Origin of the sequence: Actinophytocola algeriensis (assembly GCF_014203735.1) — a bacterium.
Classification (GTDB): Bacteria; Actinomycetota; Actinomycetes; order Mycobacteriales; family Pseudonocardiaceae; genus Actinophytocola; species Actinophytocola algeriensis.
Map to the genome: position 1 here is coordinate 57,204 of NZ_JACHJQ010000004.1, position 17,840 is coordinate 75,043.

The 17,840-nt window shown below is 72.6% G+C and carries 16 protein-coding genes; 7 read left to right on the top strand and 9 right to left on the bottom strand.

Features of this window, described 5'->3' with window-relative positions:
- Positions 1-14: 14 nt before the first annotated feature.
- The gene (locus FHR82_RS18105) at positions 15-1,235 is read right to left on the bottom strand and encodes a cytochrome P450 (RefSeq protein ID WP_184811645.1); all 1,221 of its coding nucleotides are present in this window, start codon (positions 1,233-1,235) and stop codon (positions 15-17) included.
- A gap of 125 nt (positions 1,236-1,360) precedes the next feature.
- Here FHR82_RS18105 and FHR82_RS18110 point away from each other — a divergent pair, with 125 nt between their 5' ends.
- Complete coding sequence (locus FHR82_RS18110) at positions 1,361-2,290, top strand: ATP-binding cassette domain-containing protein (RefSeq protein ID WP_184811646.1); 930 nt, start codon at positions 1,361-1,363, stop codon at positions 2,288-2,290.
- Positions 2,287-3,036, top strand: coding sequence for an ABC transporter permease (locus tag FHR82_RS18115; protein WP_225944070.1), 750 nt, complete (start codon positions 2,287-2,289; stop codon positions 3,034-3,036). The genes FHR82_RS18110 and FHR82_RS18115 overlap by 4 nt, the downstream gene beginning before the upstream one ends.
- Here FHR82_RS18115 and FHR82_RS18120 read toward each other — a convergent pair.
- The 5 genes from FHR82_RS18120 to FHR82_RS18140 form a co-directional block, all read right to left on the bottom strand.
- Positions 3,020-6,166 (bottom strand): ATP-binding protein, encoded by a 3,147-nt coding sequence (locus tag FHR82_RS18120; protein WP_184811647.1) that lies wholly within the window; start codon positions 6,164-6,166, stop codon positions 3,020-3,022. The genes FHR82_RS18115 and FHR82_RS18120 overlap by 17 nt on opposite strands.
- Positions 6,167-6,246: 80 nt before the next feature.
- Positions 6,247-7,071 carry a spermidine synthase gene (locus FHR82_RS18125; RefSeq protein WP_184811648.1) on the bottom strand — a complete coding sequence of 275 codons (825 nt, stop codon included), beginning with the start codon at positions 7,069-7,071 and terminating at the stop codon, positions 6,247-6,249.
- Positions 7,072-7,114: 43 nt separating this feature from the next.
- On the bottom strand, positions 7,115-8,563 hold the full coding sequence (locus tag FHR82_RS18130; RefSeq protein WP_225944071.1) for a DUF4153 domain-containing protein: 1,449 nt from the start codon (positions 8,561-8,563) through the stop codon (positions 7,115-7,117).
- 118 nt (positions 8,564-8,681) lie between these two features.
- Positions 8,682-9,728 carry a HAMP domain-containing sensor histidine kinase gene (locus FHR82_RS18135; RefSeq protein ID WP_184811650.1) on the bottom strand — a complete coding sequence of 349 codons (1,047 nt, stop codon included), beginning with the start codon at positions 9,726-9,728 and terminating at the stop codon, positions 8,682-8,684.
- A complete protein-coding gene (locus FHR82_RS18140; RefSeq protein WP_318784851.1) occupies positions 9,725-10,399 on the bottom strand; it encodes a response regulator in 675 nt (224 codons plus the stop codon). Before FHR82_RS18140 ends, FHR82_RS18135 begins: the two co-directional genes overlap by 4 nt.
- Positions 10,400-10,531: 132 nt before the next feature.
- On the opposite strand from FHR82_RS18140, the gene FHR82_RS47480 reads away from it, so the two are divergent.
- Positions 10,532-12,739 (top strand): RCC1 domain-containing protein, encoded by a 2,208-nt coding sequence (locus tag FHR82_RS47480; RefSeq protein ID WP_184811652.1) that lies wholly within the window; start codon positions 10,532-10,534, stop codon positions 12,737-12,739.
- Between the two features lie 10 nt (positions 12,740-12,749).
- Here FHR82_RS47480 and FHR82_RS18150 read toward each other — a convergent pair whose 3' ends face one another.
- On the bottom strand, positions 12,750-13,346 hold the full coding sequence (locus FHR82_RS18150; protein ID WP_184811653.1) for a DUF5684 domain-containing protein: 597 nt from the start codon (positions 13,344-13,346) through the stop codon (positions 12,750-12,752).
- A gap of 126 nt (positions 13,347-13,472) precedes the next feature.
- On the opposite strand from FHR82_RS18150, the gene FHR82_RS18155 reads away from it, so the two are divergent.
- Both FHR82_RS18155 and FHR82_RS18160 read left to right on the top strand, forming a co-directional pair.
- Positions 13,473-13,799, top strand: coding sequence for an ArsR/SmtB family transcription factor (locus FHR82_RS18155; RefSeq protein ID WP_311771151.1), 327 nt, complete (start codon positions 13,473-13,475; stop codon positions 13,797-13,799).
- Positions 13,799-14,497, top strand: coding sequence for a cation efflux transmembrane domain-containing protein (locus FHR82_RS18160; protein WP_184811655.1), 699 nt, complete (start codon positions 13,799-13,801; stop codon positions 14,495-14,497). Before FHR82_RS18155 ends, FHR82_RS18160 begins: the two co-directional genes overlap by 1 nt.
- Positions 14,498-14,516: 19 nt before the next feature.
- Here the strand turns inward: FHR82_RS18160 and FHR82_RS18165 are convergent, their stop codons facing one another.
- Both FHR82_RS18165 and FHR82_RS18170 read right to left on the bottom strand, forming a co-directional pair.
- Complete coding sequence (locus FHR82_RS18165; protein WP_184811656.1) at positions 14,517-15,422, bottom strand: tetratricopeptide repeat protein; 906 nt, start codon at positions 15,420-15,422, stop codon at positions 14,517-14,519.
- A 19-nt stretch (positions 15,423-15,441) separates the two neighbouring features.
- Complete coding sequence (locus FHR82_RS18170) at positions 15,442-15,747, bottom strand: hypothetical protein (protein ID WP_184811657.1); 306 nt, start codon at positions 15,745-15,747, stop codon at positions 15,442-15,444.
- Here FHR82_RS18170 and FHR82_RS18175 point away from each other — a divergent pair.
- Entirely contained in the window at positions 15,746-15,979 is a 234-nt protein-coding gene (locus FHR82_RS18175) for a type 2 periplasmic-binding domain-containing protein (RefSeq protein ID WP_184811658.1), read from the top strand. The two genes, FHR82_RS18170 and FHR82_RS18175, sit on opposite strands and share 2 nt — an antisense overlap.
- A gap of 43 nt (positions 15,980-16,022) precedes the next feature.
- Positions 16,023-17,636, top strand: a complete 1,614-nt coding sequence (locus FHR82_RS18180; RefSeq protein WP_184811659.1) for an SLC13 family permease — start codon at positions 16,023-16,025, stop codon at positions 17,634-17,636.
- The last annotated feature ends 204 nt before the right edge of the window (positions 17,637-17,840 follow it).

A 17,840-nucleotide genomic window follows, 5' to 3' on the forward strand; every position in this document is an offset into this window, starting at 1 on the left:
ATCGCCGCTCGTCGTCATTCCGTCCAGGTGACCGGGAGCTCGTGGACGCCGTAGATGCGCATGTTCGTCCGGAGCTTCACCTCGTCCGCCGGGATGGTGAGCCGCAGGGCCGGGAAGCGGCGCAGCAGGCCCTCGAAGCCCGCGCGCATCTCGATGCGGGCCAGCTGCTGGCCGAGGCACTGGTGGACGCCGTGGCCGAAGGACAGGTGGCCGCGGGCCGAGCGGTGGACGTCCAGCACGTCGGGGTTGTCGAAGCGGTCCGGGTCGCGGTTGGCGGTCAGGGTCGACACGATGACGGTCGAGCCCTCGCGGATCGTTTCGCCGCCGAGCTCGATGTCTTCCGTGGCGTAGCGGTAGAGGGCGCCGACGTCGACGACGGACAGGTAGCGCAGCAGTTCCTCCACGGCGCCGGGCAGCAAGGCCGGGTCGGCGCGCAGCCGCGCCAGCTGGTCGGGGTGTTCGAGCAGTGCGAACGTGCCCAGTGCCAGCATGTTGGCGGTGGTCTCGTGGCCCGCGAGCAGCAGCAGGAAGGCGATGCCGGTCAGTTCCTCGACGCTGAGGTCGTCGTCGCGGGCCAGGTCGGACAGGATGTCCTCGCCGGGGGTGGCGCGCTTGGTCATGACCAGCTCGGCCAGGTACCCGGTCAGCGCGCCGTAGGCGGCCAGCTTCTCCTCCAGCGGCAGGTTCGTGTCGAGGAACTTCGAGGAGTTGTCCTGGAAGTTCTCCCGGTCCGCGTACGGGACGCCGAGCAGCTCGCAGATCACCAGCGACGGCACCGGCAGCGCGAACTCCCTGACCAGGTCGACCGGTGGGGTGAGGCGCGCCAGCTCGTCCAGCTGCCGCTCGGCGATCTCCGTGATGCGCTCCTCGAGCTGCTTCATCCGCCGGACGGTGAAGGCGCCGGTGAGCTTGCGGCGCAACCGGGTGTGGTCGGGCGGGTCCATGGCGATGAACACGCCGGGCACCTGCGGGGACGGCTCGGTCACGGCGGGCATGCCGGGGATCGGGAACGGCTCGTGCAGCTCGCCGATGTCCTGGCGGGAGCTGAATCGGGTGTCGGCCAGCAGCTGCCGGACCGCGTCGTAGCCGGTGACCAGCCAGCCCTCGTGCCCGTCGGGGAAGACCAGGGGGCTGACCGGGCGCGTCGAGCGCAACCGGGTGAGGTGGCCGGGCGGGTCGAAGGGGCCCGCGTCGCGCTCCCTCGAGAGGCCGTTCGGATCCGTGTGCGTCGTCATGGGCCCACCCTCGCGGGCGCGCCTGACACCCGTCTGTCACGGCCCTGACACCACCGCCACGGGGTCCGGAGGCGTGGCGGAGCCGTGGCGGAGTGGTGACAGCGGCGCCGTCGATGGTTTGTCCCATGACAACCACGGCGATCGCGGTCTCGGGACTGCGCAAGGCATACGGGGACAGGACAGTCCTCGACGGCATCGACCTCGAAGTCCAGGCGGGCACCGTGTTCGCCCTGCTCGGACCCAACGGGGCGGGCAAGACGACGACGGTCAACGTGCTGACCACCCTGATGAAGGCGGACGGCGGGACCGTCCTGGTCGCCGGGCACGACATCGCGACCGAGGCCAAGGCGGTCCGCGCGGCCATCGGGGTCACCGGTCAGTTCGCGGCGGTGGACGACCTGCTGACCGGGCGGGAGAACCTGCGGCTGATGGTGGACCTGCAGGGCGGCGGCAAGCAGGTCGTCGACGACCTGCTCGAACGGTTCGACCTGGTGGAGTCGGCGGACAAGCCCGCGTCGACCTACTCCGGGGGCATGCGCCGGAAGCTGGACCTGGCGATGACGCTCGTCGGCGACCCGCGGATCATCTTCCTCGACGAGCCGACGACGGGCCTCGACCCGCGCAGCCGCCGCACCATGTGGGCGATCGTCCGCGAGCTGGTGGCCGACGGCGTGACGATCTTCCTCACCACCCAGTACCTCGAGGAAGCCGACCAGCTCGCCGACCGGATCGCGGTGCTCGACCAGGGCCGCCTGGTCGCCCAGGGCACCGCGGACGACCTCAAGCGCCAGATCCCCGGCACGCACGTCCGGCTCCGGTTCACCACCGTCGCCGAGCTCGACGCCGCCGCGCGGGTCCTCACCGACGCCACCCGCGACGACGAGGCGCTGGCCCTGCGGGTGCCCAGCGACGGCGGCACGACATCACTGCGGGCCGTGCTGGACCGGCTCGACGAGTACGCCCTGTCCGCCGACGAGTTCTCCGTCCACACCCCGGACCTCGACGACGTCTTCCTCGCCCTGACGGGCCACCACACGGAGGTTGCCGCGAAATGAGCACCACGTCCCACTCCACGGTCATGTTGCGCCGCAACGTCAAGCACATCGCGAGGAACCCGACCTCGGTGTTCAACGCGGTCCTGATGCCCATCGTGATCATGCTGATGTTCGTGTACATGATGGGCGACGCGTTCGACGTCGGCGTCGACTACATCGACTACGCCACACCGGGCCTGATGCTGCTGGCCGTCTGCTACGGGCTCGGGGCCGCCGCCACGTCGGTGAACTCCGACATGACCAAGGGCATCATCAACCGCTTCAAGGTCATGGACGTCTCCCGCGGCGCCGTGCTGACCGGGCACGTCGTCGCCAGCGTCCTGACCAACCTGATCGCCATCGCGGCCCTGGTCGGGGTGGCCTTCGCACTGGGGTTCAGCCCGGCGGCGAGCTTCCTCGACTGGCTCGGTGTGCTCGGCATCCTCCTGCTGCTCGCGTTCGCCGCCGGCTGGCTCACGGTCGCGCTCGGCCTGGCGGCGAAGTCCCCGGAGACCGCGGGCATGGCGTCGGTGCCGCTGGTCATGCTGCCGTTCTTCAGCAGCGCGATCGTGCCTGCCGACAAGATGGGCCCCGGTCTGCGGGAGTTCGCGGAGTACCAGCCGTTCACGCCGATCATCGAGACCGTGCGCGGGCTGCTCGACGGGACACCGGACGGGACCGACGCGATCGTCGCCATCGCCTGGTGCGCCGGGATCGCGCTCGTCGGTTACCTGTGGGCGCGGTCCACGTTCACGAAGCGAGCGTGACCGCGACCAGCTCGGTCCAGCTCGTCCCCGCACCCTCCCGAGCCGCCTCGGCGAACCCCGTGTCGCCGAGGCGGCTCCGTGCTGTCCGCTCGATGCGCGCCAGGTCCGGGTGGGAACGGTCCCGCAGCCCGCGCACGGCCGCGCTCGCCGCGAGCAGCCGCGCGGCCTGCTCGTACTGGTCGCGGCGCAGCGCCAGGTCCGCGACCCCGACGAGCACCTGCGCGGTCACGTGCGAGTGCCCCGCCTCGGCCGCCGCCGCGCACGCCGCGGCGCGGTGCGCACGTGCCTCGTCGAGGTCGTCGGCGAGGTAGCCGAGCAGGTCGTGCGTCCCCGCGCGGAGGTACGCCTGGTCCGCTTCGGCGCCCAGCATGCTCCGCGCGACGGCGAGCTGCCGGTGGACTCCGTCGGCGTCACCACCGCGGCGGGCGAGCTCCGCCTTCGACAGGGCCAGGATGGCGAGGGTGCCCGGCCACGCGACCTGTGCCGCGTACCGGTCCGCCTCGGCCATGGCCGAGGTGGTGCGGTCCTTGTCGCCCAGGAGCCAGCACAGCAGCGCCTGCCGTGCCCGCATCCGGATGACGTCGTCGAGGGCGCCGATCTCGGTGACGGCCGCGATCGCCTGGTCGTAGTGCTCGCACGCACCGGCGAAGTCGCCGCGCGACGCGATCCGTTCCGCCAGCTCGGTCTGGGCGAAGGAGATCCCGAACCGTTCGCCGAGCGCCCGGAACTCGGCGAGTGCCGTCTCGAGGTCCGCGTCCGCGGCCGGCCCGCCGTCGCCGAGCATGATCCGCATCTTGCCGAGCTGCATCCGCGCCAGCGCGGCCACCCAGGGGTCGTCGTCGGTCAGCAACGACTCCCACGCGGGCAGGAACGCGTCCGGCGCCTCGATCATGCGTTCCAGCGGGACGACGAGCCTCAGCGCCGGGTGGTGGTGCCGTGCGCCATCGCCGAGCCGGTAGGCCTCGTGGATCCACGTCGCCGACGCGTGTTCGTCCGTGGGCCCGGTGCTCACGAACATCGAGATGAGACCGCACACCGTGGCCCGGACCTCGTCGGCGACCTCGCCGGGTGTCGCGGTGGCCGCGGTGAGCAGCTCCATGCCCTCGGCCTTGTGACCGGACAGCCACCAGTACCAGCCGGCGCTTTCCGCGAGCCGCATCGCCGCCCGCGCGTCGCCGGTCTCGAGCGCGCCGCGCATCGCGGAACCGAGGTTGTCGTGGTCGGCCGCGAGCGTGGCCAGCCACGTCACCTGCTCGGCGCGGCGCAGGTGCGGCTCCGCGGTGGCGGCGAGATCGGTGAAGTACTCGAGGTGCGCCCGGCGTGCCAGGTCCGTTTCGCCCGCCTCCGCGAGGCGCTGCGCGGCGTACTCCTTGATCGTGCCGAGCATCCGGTAGCGCGGTGCGCTGTCACCCTCGGCGACCAGCAGCGACTTCTCGGTCAGCGCGGTGAGCAGGTCGAGCACCTCGTACTGCTCGACGTGCTGCCCGACATCACCACCGCCCGCGCAGACCTGCTCGGCCGCGTCCAGGCCCGCCCCGCCCGCGAACACCGACAGCCTCCGCAGGACCACCCGTTCGGCCTCGGTCAGCAGCTCCCAGCTCCAGTCGACCACCGCGCGCAGCGTCCGGTGCCGCGGCAACGCGGTGCGGCTGCCGCCGGTCAGCAGCCGGAACCGGTCGTCGAGCCGGTTGGCGAGCTGGTCGATGGACATGGTGCGCAACCTGGCCGCGGCCAGCTCGATCGCCAGCGGCATCCCGTCCAGCGCCCGGCAGACACGCAGCATCGTCGCCAGCGTGGGGGCATCGAGCAGTACGGAGTCCGCGAGGTCCTTGCGCACGGCGCCCGCCCGGTCCCGCAGCAACCGCACGGCGGGCGCGGCCTCGATCTCGGCGGGGCTCGCGCCGCTCTCCGGCACGGCCAGCGGCGCGACCGGCCACAGGACCTCACCGGTGATGCCGAGCGGTTCCCTGCTCGTCGCCAGGATCCGCAGCCGCACGCACTCCCCGAGCAGCCGGTGGGCGAGGGCCGCCGCCGACTCGATCACGTGCTCGCAGTTGTCCAGCACCAGCAGCGCGTCCCGCTCGCGGATCGCGGCGACGAGCCGGTCCACCGGCTCCGCGTTCTGGGCCTCGCCGAGCAGGGCGTCCCGCAGGCCGAGCCCGGTGAGCGTCGCCTGCGCCACGTCACCGTCCGCGCCGATCGCCGCGAGCTCCACCAGCCAGACGTCACCGGGCAGGTCACCGAGCAGCGTGCGCGCGGTCTCCGTGGCCAGCCTGGTCTTCCCGGACCCGCCCGGCCCGACCAGCGTGGTGAGCCGGTTCCCCGCGACGAGGTCGCGGACCGCGGCGATGTCGGCGTCCTTGCCGACGAAGCTGGTCAGCTCAGCACGCAGGTTGGTCTTCCTCGTTTCGTCGCGCCTGCCGAGCTCGCCCCGCAGCAGCGCGACGTGCAGCCCGGACAGCTCCGGCGACGGGTCCACGCCCAGCGTGTCGGCCAGGGTTTCCCGCGTGCGCTGGTAGACCAGCAGCGCGTCGGTGTCGCGGCCGGTCGCGGCCAGCGCCCGCATCAGCGCGGCGACGAGCCGTTCCCGCAGCGGGTGCGCGGTCACCAGGTCGGTCAGCTCCGTGACCAGCTCCGCGCTGTGGCCGAGCCCGACCTCCGCGTCGTACCGGTCCTCCAGCACGGTCAGGCGGAGTCCGTCGAGCCTGGTGACCGCCGCGTCGAACGCCTCGCTGTCCCGCAGGCCGACGTCCTGCATGGCCGATCCGCGCCACAACGCGAGTGCCTCGCGCAGCCGCCCTGGGTCGGCACCGTCGCGGACCTGCCGTTCGAACCGCACCGCGTCGACCGCGTCGGGTTCGACCCGCAGCCGGTAGCCGTTGGCGTGGCCGTCGACCGCGCCTTCCGGCAGCAGCTTCCGCAGCCGGGAAACCAGGCGCTGCAAGGCGTTCGCCGCGTCGGCGGGCGGGTGCTCACCCCAGATCCAGTCGACCAGCGCGGCCTTCGGGACGACGTGACCCGGTTCGAGCGCGAGTGCGATCAGCAGCCCACGCAACCGGGCGCCCGGCACGTCGACGACGGTGCCGTCGTCCGCGCGAACCTCGAACGGTCCCAGCATCCCGATCTGCACCCGGCCGATCCTGCCACGGCGTCAGCCGAGCACGGCCGCCCCGGGCGGGTGGCGGTCGGGTGGGCCTGCGTGGTGCCCGGTCAGTCGCGGCGGCGGTGGATCGACGGGGTGGTGCTCGTCAGCGGGCTGTTCTCGGTCAGCGGCGGTGCATGCCCGCACATGGCCGTCAGGTGTGCGAGTGGCAGGCAGTGGACCGGGTCCGGATCGGTCGCCGCCCAGAGCTCCAGGACCGCCACCGGGAGTTCGCGGGTCGACGCCGCCACCACCAGGTTGCCGGGGCGTTGTCGTGTCAGGACATCGGTTTCGGCCAGTACCAGGGTGTGCGGGAAGACCTCGCTGATCGCGGCCACGGCACGCAGCGCGAAGTCGAGGTCGCCGCCGTCCCACAGGTTCGTCGTGTACAGGCCGCCGGGGCGCAGTGTGCGGGCGATCCTGCCGACGAACTCGACGGTGGCCAGTTCGGTGGCGATCTCGCCCGCGCGGAACACGTCCTGGACGACCAGGTCGACGGTGGCGTCCGGGGTCTCGTCGATGCCCGCGCGGGCGTCCTGCACGTGGATCCGCATGCCGGGCGTGGTGGTGAGGCCGAGCTGTTCCCGGATCAGGTCGACCAGTTGCCCGTCGAGCTCGTACACGGTCTGGTCCGAGCCGGGCCGCATCGCGGTGATGTACCTCGGGATCGAGTAGCCGCCACCGCCGAGATGTACCGCTCTGATCGGTTCGCCCGTGTCCCAGTGCCGGTCCACGACCTGCCCGATCCAGTCCGTGTACGGCATCGCGAGGTTCGCTGGTTCCGTGAGATCCACATAGGACTGCAGGATGCCGTTGACGGTGATCGTCCACGCCTGCCGGTGCTCCTGGTCACGCACCAGCTCCGCGGTACCGAACAAGACGGGTCTCGCCACCCCTCCAGGTTACGGGACGGCCCGTCGTGTTCGGTGTGGACGCTCAGCAGCCGTGGGCGGTGGCCAGTGCCTCCCGCGCCGCGGCGCGGCTCAGGTTCCACCCCTGCCACCCGTCGTCGCCGGGGCCGGCCGCGACCTCCCGCAGCACGCACGACCGCTGCGGCTCCGGCAGACGTTCGACGGCGGGCACGACGTCGGCGGAGAAGCCGCTCAGGTACTCGGTGTCGACCGGCATGCCCTGTTCCGCGCGGTCGATGTTGCGGTCCGCGATGAGCCGTTCGGGATCCAGCGCCACCAGTGCCAGCAGGGCAACGGCCGCGGCGCCCACCGCCGCGCGCGGCAGCCACGCCGTGCGCAGCCGCACCAGCGCGACCAGCACCAGTACGAACACCGCGCCCAGCCACAGTTCGCACACCTCGACCAGCAGCCGCAGCACCGTGAACCCGTACGCCTGCTGGTAGGTCCACATGCGACTCAACGCCGACGCGACCAGCACCAGGCTGAGCGCGCTCAGCGCACCGAGCAGCGCGCGCTGCCACACCCGGTCCGCCGTGGTGCTGTTCGGCGCCCACCGCAGCGCAGCCCCGACCAGTGCGAGCGTCAGCACCGTCGCCACGCACAGCTGCCAGAACCCGCCACGGGCGTAGTCGGCGGCCGTGAGGCCGGTGGTCCTGCGCATGTAGTCGTCGCCGCCGAACAGGACCACCAGCCGCACCGCGACGAACACCACGAACAGCGCCACCAGCACACCCAGCGGCAGCGCCCACTCCACGCGGTGCGCCAGCCGCCTGCGCGCCACCTCCTCGTCCGCGGGCAGCGGCGGCGACGCGAGCAGGTAACACGCGCCGACCACACCGAAACCGGCCACGCAGAACGCGACGAGCCACCCGGCGAACGTACCCGGGTCCAGGTCCGGCACCGCCGAGGACACCAGGTGCGCGAATGTCGCGTCCGCGCCGCTCAGCAACGGGACGAACACGGCGAGCAGCACCACCGACGCCAGCACGGACACCCCGATCCGCCGCCGCGCCCCGCTGTCACCCGCCTCGGCCCGCAGCTGGACGGCGCGCAGGAGCCACGGCGGGGAACGCAACGCCTCGATCGGCACCGCGAACACCTCGTACAGCACGGACCTGGCCCTGCGCCTGCCGACCACCGCCAGCGAACCCGTCACGCACGCGGCGAGCACGCACAACAGGAACAGCCACTCCGACGCGCGGATGAACCCGGCGGCCAGCAACGCGAGCGTCGCGGCCGCCCACACCGGGCTCATGCGCGTGAAGTGCGGCACCGCGTCGGCGGGCCGGGACCGGCGGTCGGACCAGACGACCGCCGCCACGGCGGCGATCCCGGCCAGGACCCAGCCGAGGCCCGGCCGGTCCAGCGGCAGCAGCACGACCGCGGCGAGTCCGGCGGCGATCCCGGCGGGCAGCACCGACGGCGGTACCGCGATCACGGCCGACTTCGGTGTCGGCCTCGGTCGCAGCAGCATCGGCGTGTCGGTGGGAGATTCCGTCTGTGCACCGGTTTCAGGCATGGGTGTCTCCAGGAGGTGTCGGCGTGCGGGGTTCCGGGCAGGGCTGAGCCACCCGTGATGTGTGGAGCAGTGCTCAGTGCGCGGGCAGGACCACCCGGATGCGGCAGCCTTCCGGCTCGCCGGGCGGCAGCTGGCCTGGCACGACGACGCCGATGGTGCCGCCGTGCAGGTCGACCACCCACCGCGCGATCGCGAGACCGAGCCCGGTGCCGCCGCCCCCGGCCCGCTCACCGCGGGTGAAGCGTTCGAAGACCCGGTCGCGTTCCTCCGGCGGGATGCCGGGGCCCTCGTCGCGGACCTCGATCACGACGTCGTCCGCGCGGGCCTGCGCGAACACGTGCACGTTGCCGCCCGCCGGGCCGTGGCGGGCCGCGTTGTCGAGCAGGTTGAGCACCACCTGGTACAGCCGCCCCCGGTCGGCGACCACGCTCGCGCCCGGCGACTGGACGTCCACCGTGAACCGGACGCCCCTGCCGACCGCCGCGGTCATCACCTCGGCCTCGGTGGCGACCTCGTCGAGCAGCAGCTCCAGGTCGAACTCCTCCAGGTCGAGCGGGATAGCGCCCGCGTCGATCCGGGAGAGGTCGAGCAGCTCGGTGACCAGCAGGCCGAGCCGTTCGGTCTGGGCGAGTGCGGTCCGCAACGTCGCCGGGTCCGGCTTCGCGACCCCGTCGACGAGGTTCTCCAGCACCCCGTTCAACGCGGTGATCGGGGTGCGCAGCTCGTGCGACACGTTCGCGATCAGCTCGCGCCGCTGCTGGTCGGCGGTGTCGAGGTCGGCGGCCATCTGGTTGAACGCGTGCGCCAGCTCGCCGACCTCGTCGCGGGTGGTGGCGCGGATGCGGCGCGTGTAGTCGCCCCTGGCCATCGCGCGGGCGGCGGCCGTCATCTCGCGCAGCGGCCGGGTCATGCCGTGCGCCAGGATCTGCGAGGTGATCAGCGCCAGCGCGATCGCGGTGAACGTGGTGCGCGGCGGCAGCCAGCCGATCTGCCACTTGAAGAACGCGAACGCGACCCCGCCCGAGCTGACCAGCAGGATGGCGAGCTTCAGCTTGATCGACCGGATCGGGTCCAGCGGCCGGGGCAGCAGGTCGACCACCTTGCTCCAGAAGGTGTTCACGGGCCGACCTCCAGTGCGTAGCCGACGCCGTGCACGGTGCGGATGAGATCCGCGCCGAGCTTGCGCCGCAACGCCTTGATGTGGCTGTCCACCGCGCGGGTGCCCGAGGCGAGCTCGCGCACGTCCCAGTCCCAGATCTCGCTCAGCAGGCGTTCCCTCGGCTGCACCGCCCTCGGCCGCCGCGCGAAGTGCACGAGCAGGTCGAACTCGATGGGCGTGAGCTGGGCGGGGATCCCGCCGCGCGCCACCCGGCGCCGGTCGATGTCGATCTCCAGGTCACCGAGCACGATCCGCGCCTCCTCGGGGTCCTGGCGCGCTCGCTCCACCCGGCGCAGCAGCGCGTGCACCCGCGCGGTCAGCACCCGCATCGAGAACGGCTTGGTCAGGTAGTCGTCCGCGCCGACGCCGAGGCCGACCAGCAGGTCCGTCTCGTCGGCACGCGCGGTGAGCATGAGCACCGGGACCGGGCGGCGTGCCTGGATCCGGCGGCACACCTCGAGCCCGTCGAACCCGGGGAGCATCACGTCGAGCACCACCAGGTCCGGCTCGTGTTCGGCGTCGGCGGCCACCGCGGCGGGCCCGTCGTGCGCGACCTCCACGGCGAACCCCTCGGCACGCAGCCGCGCGGTGATCGACTCGGCGATGGTGGCGTCGTCCTCCACCACGAGCACGCGCCGCTCTCCTGTTGCCATGTGCCGACCTTATGCACGGGGCCGTGGAGACCGTCGGGGCGAGATGTGAAGATCCTGTGGAGACATCCGCGCGGAGTCGGGCCGCACCGGGACACCTCCTTGGGGGAAATCGTGCGCAGGTACCTGTCGGCCGTCGTCGCCATGGTGGCGTTACTGGGCTCGGCCCCGGCCGCCGGAGCCGAGGCTCCTTCCGCCGCCGCCGCCGCCGCCACCGCCGCGCTCGCCGACGGATCGGTGTTCACGCCGGTCGCGCCGGTGCGCGTGCTCGACACCAGGCAGGGCGCGGGCCCGGTCGGCGCGGGCCGGGCGGTCACGGTGGACCTGTCCGCGCGGGTGCCCGCCACCGCGACCGCCGTCGTGCTCACCGTCACCGGGACCGCCGCCACCACCGGCACCTACGTCACCGCCTATGCGCACGGCACCCCCCGGCCGGTGACGTCGAACCTGAACCTGGTCGCCGGGGACACCCGGCCGAACCTGGTGACCGTCGCCGTGGGCGCGGACCGGCGGGTCGACCTGTACAACAACGCCGGGACCGTGCACCTGCTCGCCGACCTGGCCGGCTACTACGCGCCCGGCAGCGGCGCGCGGTACACGCCGTTCACGCCGAAGGTCGTGCTGGACACGCGCCTGGCGGGGTACGGCGACATCCTCGGCCCAGGAGAGACCCGGGTGCTGGACCTGTCGCGCCACGTGCCCGCGTCGGCGACGGCGGTGACGCTCAACCTCACCGGGATCACGCCCAGCAGCGCGACCTACGTGACCGCCTGGCCGTCGGGCACCGCACGGCCCGGGGTGTCGAACCTGAACCTGCCCCCGGGCAGCGTCCGCGCCAACCTGGTCACCGTCCGGCTCGGCGCCGACCGGAAGCTCAACCTGTTCAACTTCGCGGGTCAGACGGACCTGATGGCTCAGCTGAGCGGTTTCTACACCGCGGGCTACGGCGCCACGTTCACCCCGGTCCCGCCGCGGCGCGTCCTGGACACCCGCGCAGGCACGGACGGCCCGCTCGTGGCCGGGCAGACCCGCCCGCTGCCCCGCCCGTCCGAGCTGCCCGCGAACCCGACGGCGCTGCTGCTGAACCTGACCGGGATCGCCCCGACCGAGTCGACCTATATGGGCGTGTGGACCCGGGACGACCGGGTGCCCGGTGTGCCGTCCGCGCTGAACCTCGCCGCCGGGGAGACCGCCGCCAACCTCGCCGCCGTCTCCCTCGGCCCGGTCCCGGACCTCTCCCTGTACAGCCATCGCGGCCGGACCCACCTCGTGGCCGACCTCGCCGGGGTGTTCAGCGTGCCCGCGTCGGCGTGCACGCAGGACTGCGCGTACGGCTGGGGCCCCAACGACCGGTGGCAGCTGGGCACCGCAGCCCCGAACGACCGGGGCACGCCTGCGCGGGTGCTCGAGCTGTCCGGGGTGACCGCGCTCGCGAACGACCTCCTCGGCGACACCCGGTACGCGCTGCGCGCCGACGGCACCGTGTGGGCCTGGGGTGACAACCACACCGGCGAGCTGGGCAACGGCTGGACCGGCGGCTACTCGGCGGTCCCGGTGCCGGTGACGGGGCTGACCGGCGTCACGGCGATCGCCACTGCCCTCGACACGGCGTACGCGTTGCGCTCGGACGGGACGGTCTGGGCGTGGGGCTCCGGCGACTCCGGACAGCTCGGCACCGGCTCCGGGCAGGCCTCGAACGTGCCGGTGCGGGTGACCGGGCTGACGGGGGTGACCGCGATCGCCGCCGGACCGGGCATCGCCCTCGCGCTGACGCCGGACGGCGCGGTCCGGGCGTGGGGCTACGACTCGCCAGAGCGGTCGTGGGTCCCGGTGCGGGTGGTCGGGCTGCCTGCCATGACCACCATCGCGGGCGGCTACGTCGGTGGCTACGGCGTGGACTCCGAGGGCACCACGTGGGAATGGCACGGAGACGCCGCGCCGAGCCAGGTGCCGGGCCTGACCGAGGTCACCGCGGTGGCGACCACCTGGTACAGCTTCTACGCCGTGCGGGCCGACGGCACGGTGTGGGCCTGGGGTGACAAGCGCAACGGACTGCTTGGCGACGGGAAGCTGTGCGCCGACGCCGTCGAGGACTGCTACCAGGAGGTCCCGGCGCCGGTGCCCGGTCTGTCCGGAGTGGACGCGATCGCCGCGAGCGACGGCAGCGTCTTCGTGTTGCGTGCGGACGGCACGGTGTGGGGCTGGGGTGCGAACCGCGGCCACGTCGTCGCCGACACGAACGACGACGTGCTCTCCCCGAGGCGGGTCTACAACGTGAGCGGGGCGACCGCCATCACGGCCGCGGGCGCCGTCGCGCCCTGACCGGACCGGGTCAGTAGCGCGGCGGATACCCCGGGTGCCGCGGTGGCACCGGCGGGTGGTGCGGTGGTGGCGGATAACCCGGCTGCGGGGCCAGCTGCTGCGGGTAGCCCGGCTGCGGGTAACCGGGCGGTGGGTAGCCCGGTTGCGCTGGGTAGCCCGGCGGCGGATACGCGGGCGCCGGGTAGCCGGGCATCGCGTGGGGCTGGAGGCAGCCGGGCATGTGTGGCGGCGGGTAGCCGTACTGGGCCCACATCGCCTGCTGGTACCTCGGGTCCGCGACCGGCCCGCGGTAGACCGCGGTCGCGCTGAACGCCAGCATCGGGAAGCCCACGAACGGCAGCAGTACCAACAGGACCGCGAAGCCGCCGTCGCGGCTGAAGGCCCTCGCCAGGTCGACCGCCACGAGGATCACCACCACGACGTTGGCGATCGGGACGATCATCAGCGCCAGCCACCAGCCGGGACGGCCGACGACCTTCAGCACGGTGTAGAAGTTGAAGAACGGCACGATCGCGGCCCAGCCCGGCTGGCCCGCCTTCTCGAACAGCTTCCACATCGCGACGATCATCGTGATCATCGTGGCGAGGATGAGGATCTGCAGAGACATGAACCCGATGAACATGGTGTCCCCCTCGGACGTGAACGCCCGATGGTAACCGCGGGTGTACGGAGCGCGTTCGAGGGTGTGAGTTCAGTGTTTCCTGGATTCAGCTTCTGATGTACTGTGCTCGGTGTGCTGACCGTCCAAGCCGACGTGCTCGCCCGCTTCGGGCACGCCCTGTCCGACTCGACACGGAGCCGGGTGCTGCTCCTGTTGCGCGACGGGCCCGCGTATCCGGCCGACCTCGCCGACGCGCTCGACGTGTCCAGGACCAAGATGTCGAACCACCTCGCCTGCCTGCGCGGCTGCGGGCTGGTGGTGGCGGTGCCCGAGGGCAGGCGCACGCGGTACGAGCTGGCCGACGCGAAGCTGGCGCACGCCCTGGGCGACCTGCTCGGGGTGGTGCTGGCCGTCGACCCGCTCGCGTGTCCGGTGGCCGAGACCGAAGGCTGCTGCTGATGGTCCAGCTGTCGTCACGGCTATCGGTGCTCACCCGCCGGGTGCGGTGGCTGGTGGCGGCCACCATCACCTACAACGTCGTCGAGGCCGTGGTCGCGATCAGCGCGGGGACGGTCGCCGGGTCGACGGCGCTGATCGGGTTCGGGCTGGACTCGGTGATCGAGGTGTCGTCCGCGGCGGCGGTGGCGTGGCAGTTCTCGGCGCGGGACCACGACGTGCGGGAGGCCAGGGAGAAGGTGGCGCTGCGGGTGATCGCGGTGTCGTTCTTCGTGCTGGCGGCGTACGTGGCGGTGGAGTCGGTGCGCGCGCTCGTCGGCGGGGCCGACCCCGAACACTCGACGGTCGGGATCGTGCTGGCCGCGGTGAGCCTCGCGGTGATGCCGGCACTGTCGTACGCGCAGCGGCGCGCGGGCCGCGAGCTGGGATCGGCCACCGCGGTGGCGGACTCCAAGCAGACGTTGCTGTGCACGTACCTGTCGGCGGTGCTGCTCGTGGGCCTGGTGCTGAACAGCGCGTTCGGGTGGTCGTGGGCGGATCCGGTGGCAGCACTGGTGATCGCGGCGGTCGCGCTGAAGGAGGGCCGCGACGCGTGGCGCGGCGACACGTGCTGCGCGGTACCGGCCCCGGCCGCCGCCGAGAAGAACTGCGACTGCTGCGACCACCAACCTCAGCCGGCTCCTCCGGCCGGCCCGGCTTGATGAAGAACGCCGGCGACAGCTACGCCCGGGACAGGCCCATCGAGCCGAGAGCGTCGTCCACGTCGAAGCCCAGTTCCTCCGCCGTGGCGAAGAACGCCGCCGCCCGGTCCCCGTCGACGGGCAGGCCGCCATCACCGGTCAGGCACATCACGCCTGCCGTGTACGCACTGTTGGCGTGCCCGGCGTACGCGGCCTTCGCGTACCAGTCGAGCGCGGTGGCCGGGTCGCGCTCGACGCCCTGGCCGGTCGCGTAGAAGACGCCGAGGTTCCCCATGGCCCGCACGCTGCCCAGCTCCGCGGCGCGCACGGTCCACCGCAGCGACTCGTCGTCGTCGGCGGGGACGCCGCTGCCCGTCGCGTGCAGGACGCTCATCTCGAACGCGGCGTCGGCGCTGCCGTGCTCGGCGGCCGCGCGGTGGAACGGCACGGCCGCCGCCGGGTCGGCCGGGTGCCCGTAGCCCTGGTAGCGCAGGTAACCCGACAGCAGCAGCACGTCCGGGTTCTGCTGGTGCGCGGCCAGCAGCTCGTCGAGCCTGCCGGCCGCGTCCTGCTCGTGGGCCGCGCTGTTCGCGAAGTACGCGATCCGGACCCACCCGAGCGCGCCCGCGAGCGACCCGGCGCGGTCGGCCTCCCGGTACGCCTCGATGGACGCCGGGATGTCCCGCTCCGGGTAGGGCGCCCACGGCGCCGCGCCGTACGCGAGCAGGCGGCCGAGCTCGAGCCACGCGTCCACCACGCCGGCCCGGCCCGCCCGCTCGAGACCTGCCACGAGCAGTCCCGGCGCGTCCTGCGGCAGCAGCCCGATGAGGTGCTCGCTGCGGACGAAGCCGTCCCGCAGCTCGCCCGCCGCGGCGAACAGGTCCACGCCGCTCGCGTCCGGGTCGCTCATCAGGCTGGCCAGGAGTTCGTAGCCGGGAGTGCTCATGAGCCGAACCTTGTCACAGTCACTCGGCGGACCGGCCACGCAGGTCGGCAGGCACGGCGCCGGTCCCGTCCGCCTGCCTCCTCGTCGTGCGCGACCGGCCGGACGGGACGGTGCCGCGCGGCGGCCGCGCGGCGGCGCCCGCGCCCTGCCCGGCCATCGGCGGCATCATCGGCGGGACCCCGCCCGCCTTCGCCGCCGCCGCCGTGGTGGGGTTGCCGCTCACCGGGGCCACGTCCGCCGCGGCGACCGGAGCACGTTTGGCGGCAAGGGGTTTCGCCGTGACCGGGAGCCCGGAGCCGCCGAGCGTGCCGTACGGCAACCCCATGCCGGACAGGGTCGGCGCGGTGCCCGCACCCGGTGCCGGGCTGGCCGTCGTGCCGCGGCGGGCGGTCGATCCCGGTCAGACGCTCGACGTGTGCGACCTCCAGGACACCTGGGCGCGGCGCGACCAGCTGCTGGCCTGGGGTGCCACGAGCCGGACGGACGCCACCGAGGCGCTCGCCGAGCACCTGCGGCGGGCCGCGGGTACCGGCACCGGGCTTGCGGTACGCGGTTGAATTGGAGGGTCTGCAGGATCATCGTCGATCCGTTGGAGGGCCCGTGTCGGAGGACCAGCAACAGGACAGGACCAGCACCCGGACGGACGTGGACAAGGCGCTGCTCGGGCACGCCACCTACCGCAGCCTCGGCGAGCAGCGGCTCACGCCGGCCGAGGAGAGATTCGAGAAGGCCAGGCGCACCACGGGTTTGTGGCTCGCGCCGTTGGTCACCGTCGTTTTCCTCGTGCTGCCACTGGATCTTCCCGGTGACCAGCAGACGCTCGGCGGCGTGCTGCTCGGCGTCATCGTGCTGTGGATCACCGAGGCGGTGCCGATCCCGGTCGGCGGCCTGCTCGGCATCGCGGCCGTGGTGGTGCTGAACGTCGCACCGGTCGACGACGTGCTCGCGCCGTTCGGGTCGTCGACGATCTTCACCTTCATCGGCGCGTTCATCCTCGCGCAGGCCATGCTGAAGCACGGCCTCGCGCGGCGGTTCGCGTTCCGCATCCTCGCACTGCCCAGGGTGGGCAACTCGACCACCGGCGTGATCATCGCGTTCGGGGCCATCACCTGCCTGCTGTCGGCGTTCGTGTCGAACACCGCGACCGTCGCGATGCTGCTGCCGACCGCGCTCGGCATCCTGTCGGTGATCGCGAAACTGTTGCAGGAGCGGGGAATCGTCGCGGCGGACTTCGACCCGCTGCGGCTGCGGGTCGGTGCGGCGATCATGTTGATGCTGGCGTACGGGGCGAGCGTCGGCGGTCTGCTCACCCCGGTCGGCAGCCCGCCGAACCTGATCGGTCGCGCGCAGATCGAGGAGGCCACCGGCGAACGGATCTCGTTCGCGCAGTGGGTCGGCGCGGCGCTGCCGATCTGCCTGTTCATGTTCGTCGTGCTCGCGGTGGTCCTGCTGCTGCTCAACCGCCCGGAGATCCGGCGCATCGACGGGGTCGCGGACTACGTCGCGGGCGAACGCGCGGCCATGGGTCCGTTGTCCCGGGCGGAGAAGAACACGCTGATCGCGTTCGGGATCACGGTCGTCCTGTGGATCACGCCCGGTGTGGTCGCGTTGATCGCGGGCAACGACTCCGACGCCTACGCCATGATCAGCGAACGGCTCGACGAGGGCATCGTCGCGGTGCTCGGCGCGAGCCTGCTGTTCCTGCTGCCGACCGACTGGTCGCGGCGCGAGTACACGCTGCGCTGGCGCGACGCCGCCCAGATCGACTGGGGCACGATCGTCCTGTTCGGCACCGGCATCATCTTCGGCGCGCTGCTGCGCACCACCGGCCTCGCCGAGACGCTCGGCACGTCCGCGTCGGACGCGCTCGGGCTGTCCAGCGGGGTCACCATCACGATCTTCGCCGTGCTGCTCGCGATCATCGTGTCGGAGACGACGAGCAACACCGCGTCCGCGTCGGTCGTGGTGCCGATCGTCATCTCCGTGGCCGCCGGCGCCGGGGTCGATCCGATCGTGCCCGCGCTGGCGGCGACGTTCGCGGCGTCGTTCGGGTTCATGCTGCCGGTGTCCACCCCGCAGAACGCGGTCGTGTACGGCTCCGGCGCGGTGTCGATCACGACCATGATCCGCTCCGGCATCTCGTTCGACGTGCTCGGCGCGGCGTTGATCCTGCTCGGCGTACCCCTGATGGTCGCGGTGGTCGGGCTCGGCTGAGCCGGGAGCGGCGGTGCCGAGGAGGACCGGGTAGCCGGTCGGTGGTGGACGGCAGCGGCGTGCCGATGGCGACGCCCGCGACCAGCACGTGCCCACCGGCCGGGTTCCCCCTGTGACACGAACGGCGTCCCGTGCGCCTATGAGTGTGGGAATGCGTCAATCGAAAACTGACGACCCGTCGTGCCGGAATTGTGCGAACCGGCT

Bases quoted from the DNA above. Each gene is read 5' to 3' on its own strand.
- FHR82_RS18105 (WP_184811645.1), bottom strand. From the start codon at position 1,235: ATGACGACGCACACGGATCCGAACGGCCTCTCGAGGGAGCGCGACGCG.
- FHR82_RS18110 (WP_184811646.1), top strand. From the start codon at position 1,361: ATGACAACCACGGCGATCGCGGTCTCGGGACTGCGCAAGGCATACGGG.
- FHR82_RS18115 (WP_225944070.1), top strand. From the start codon at position 2,287: ATGAGCACCACGTCCCACTCCACGGTCATGTTGCGCCGCAACGTCAAG.
- FHR82_RS18130 (WP_225944071.1), bottom strand. From the start codon at position 8,563: ATGCTGCTGCGACCGAGGCCGACACCGAAGTCGGCCGTGATCGCGGTA.
- FHR82_RS18150 (WP_184811653.1), bottom strand. From the start codon at position 13,346: ATGTCTCTGCAGATCCTCATCCTCGCCACGATGATCACGATGATCGTC.
- FHR82_RS18160 (WP_184811655.1), top strand. From the start codon at position 13,799: ATGGTCCAGCTGTCGTCACGGCTATCGGTGCTCACCCGCCGGGTGCGG.
- FHR82_RS18165 (WP_184811656.1), bottom strand. From the start codon at position 15,422: ATGAGCACTCCCGGCTACGAACTCCTGGCCAGCCTGATGAGCGACCCG.
- FHR82_RS18175 (WP_184811658.1), top strand. From the start codon at position 15,746: ATGCCGGACAGGGTCGGCGCGGTGCCCGCACCCGGTGCCGGGCTGGCC.
- FHR82_RS18170 (WP_184811657.1), bottom strand. From the start codon at position 15,747: ATGGGGTTGCCGTACGGCACGCTCGGCGGCTCCGGGCTCCCGGTCACG.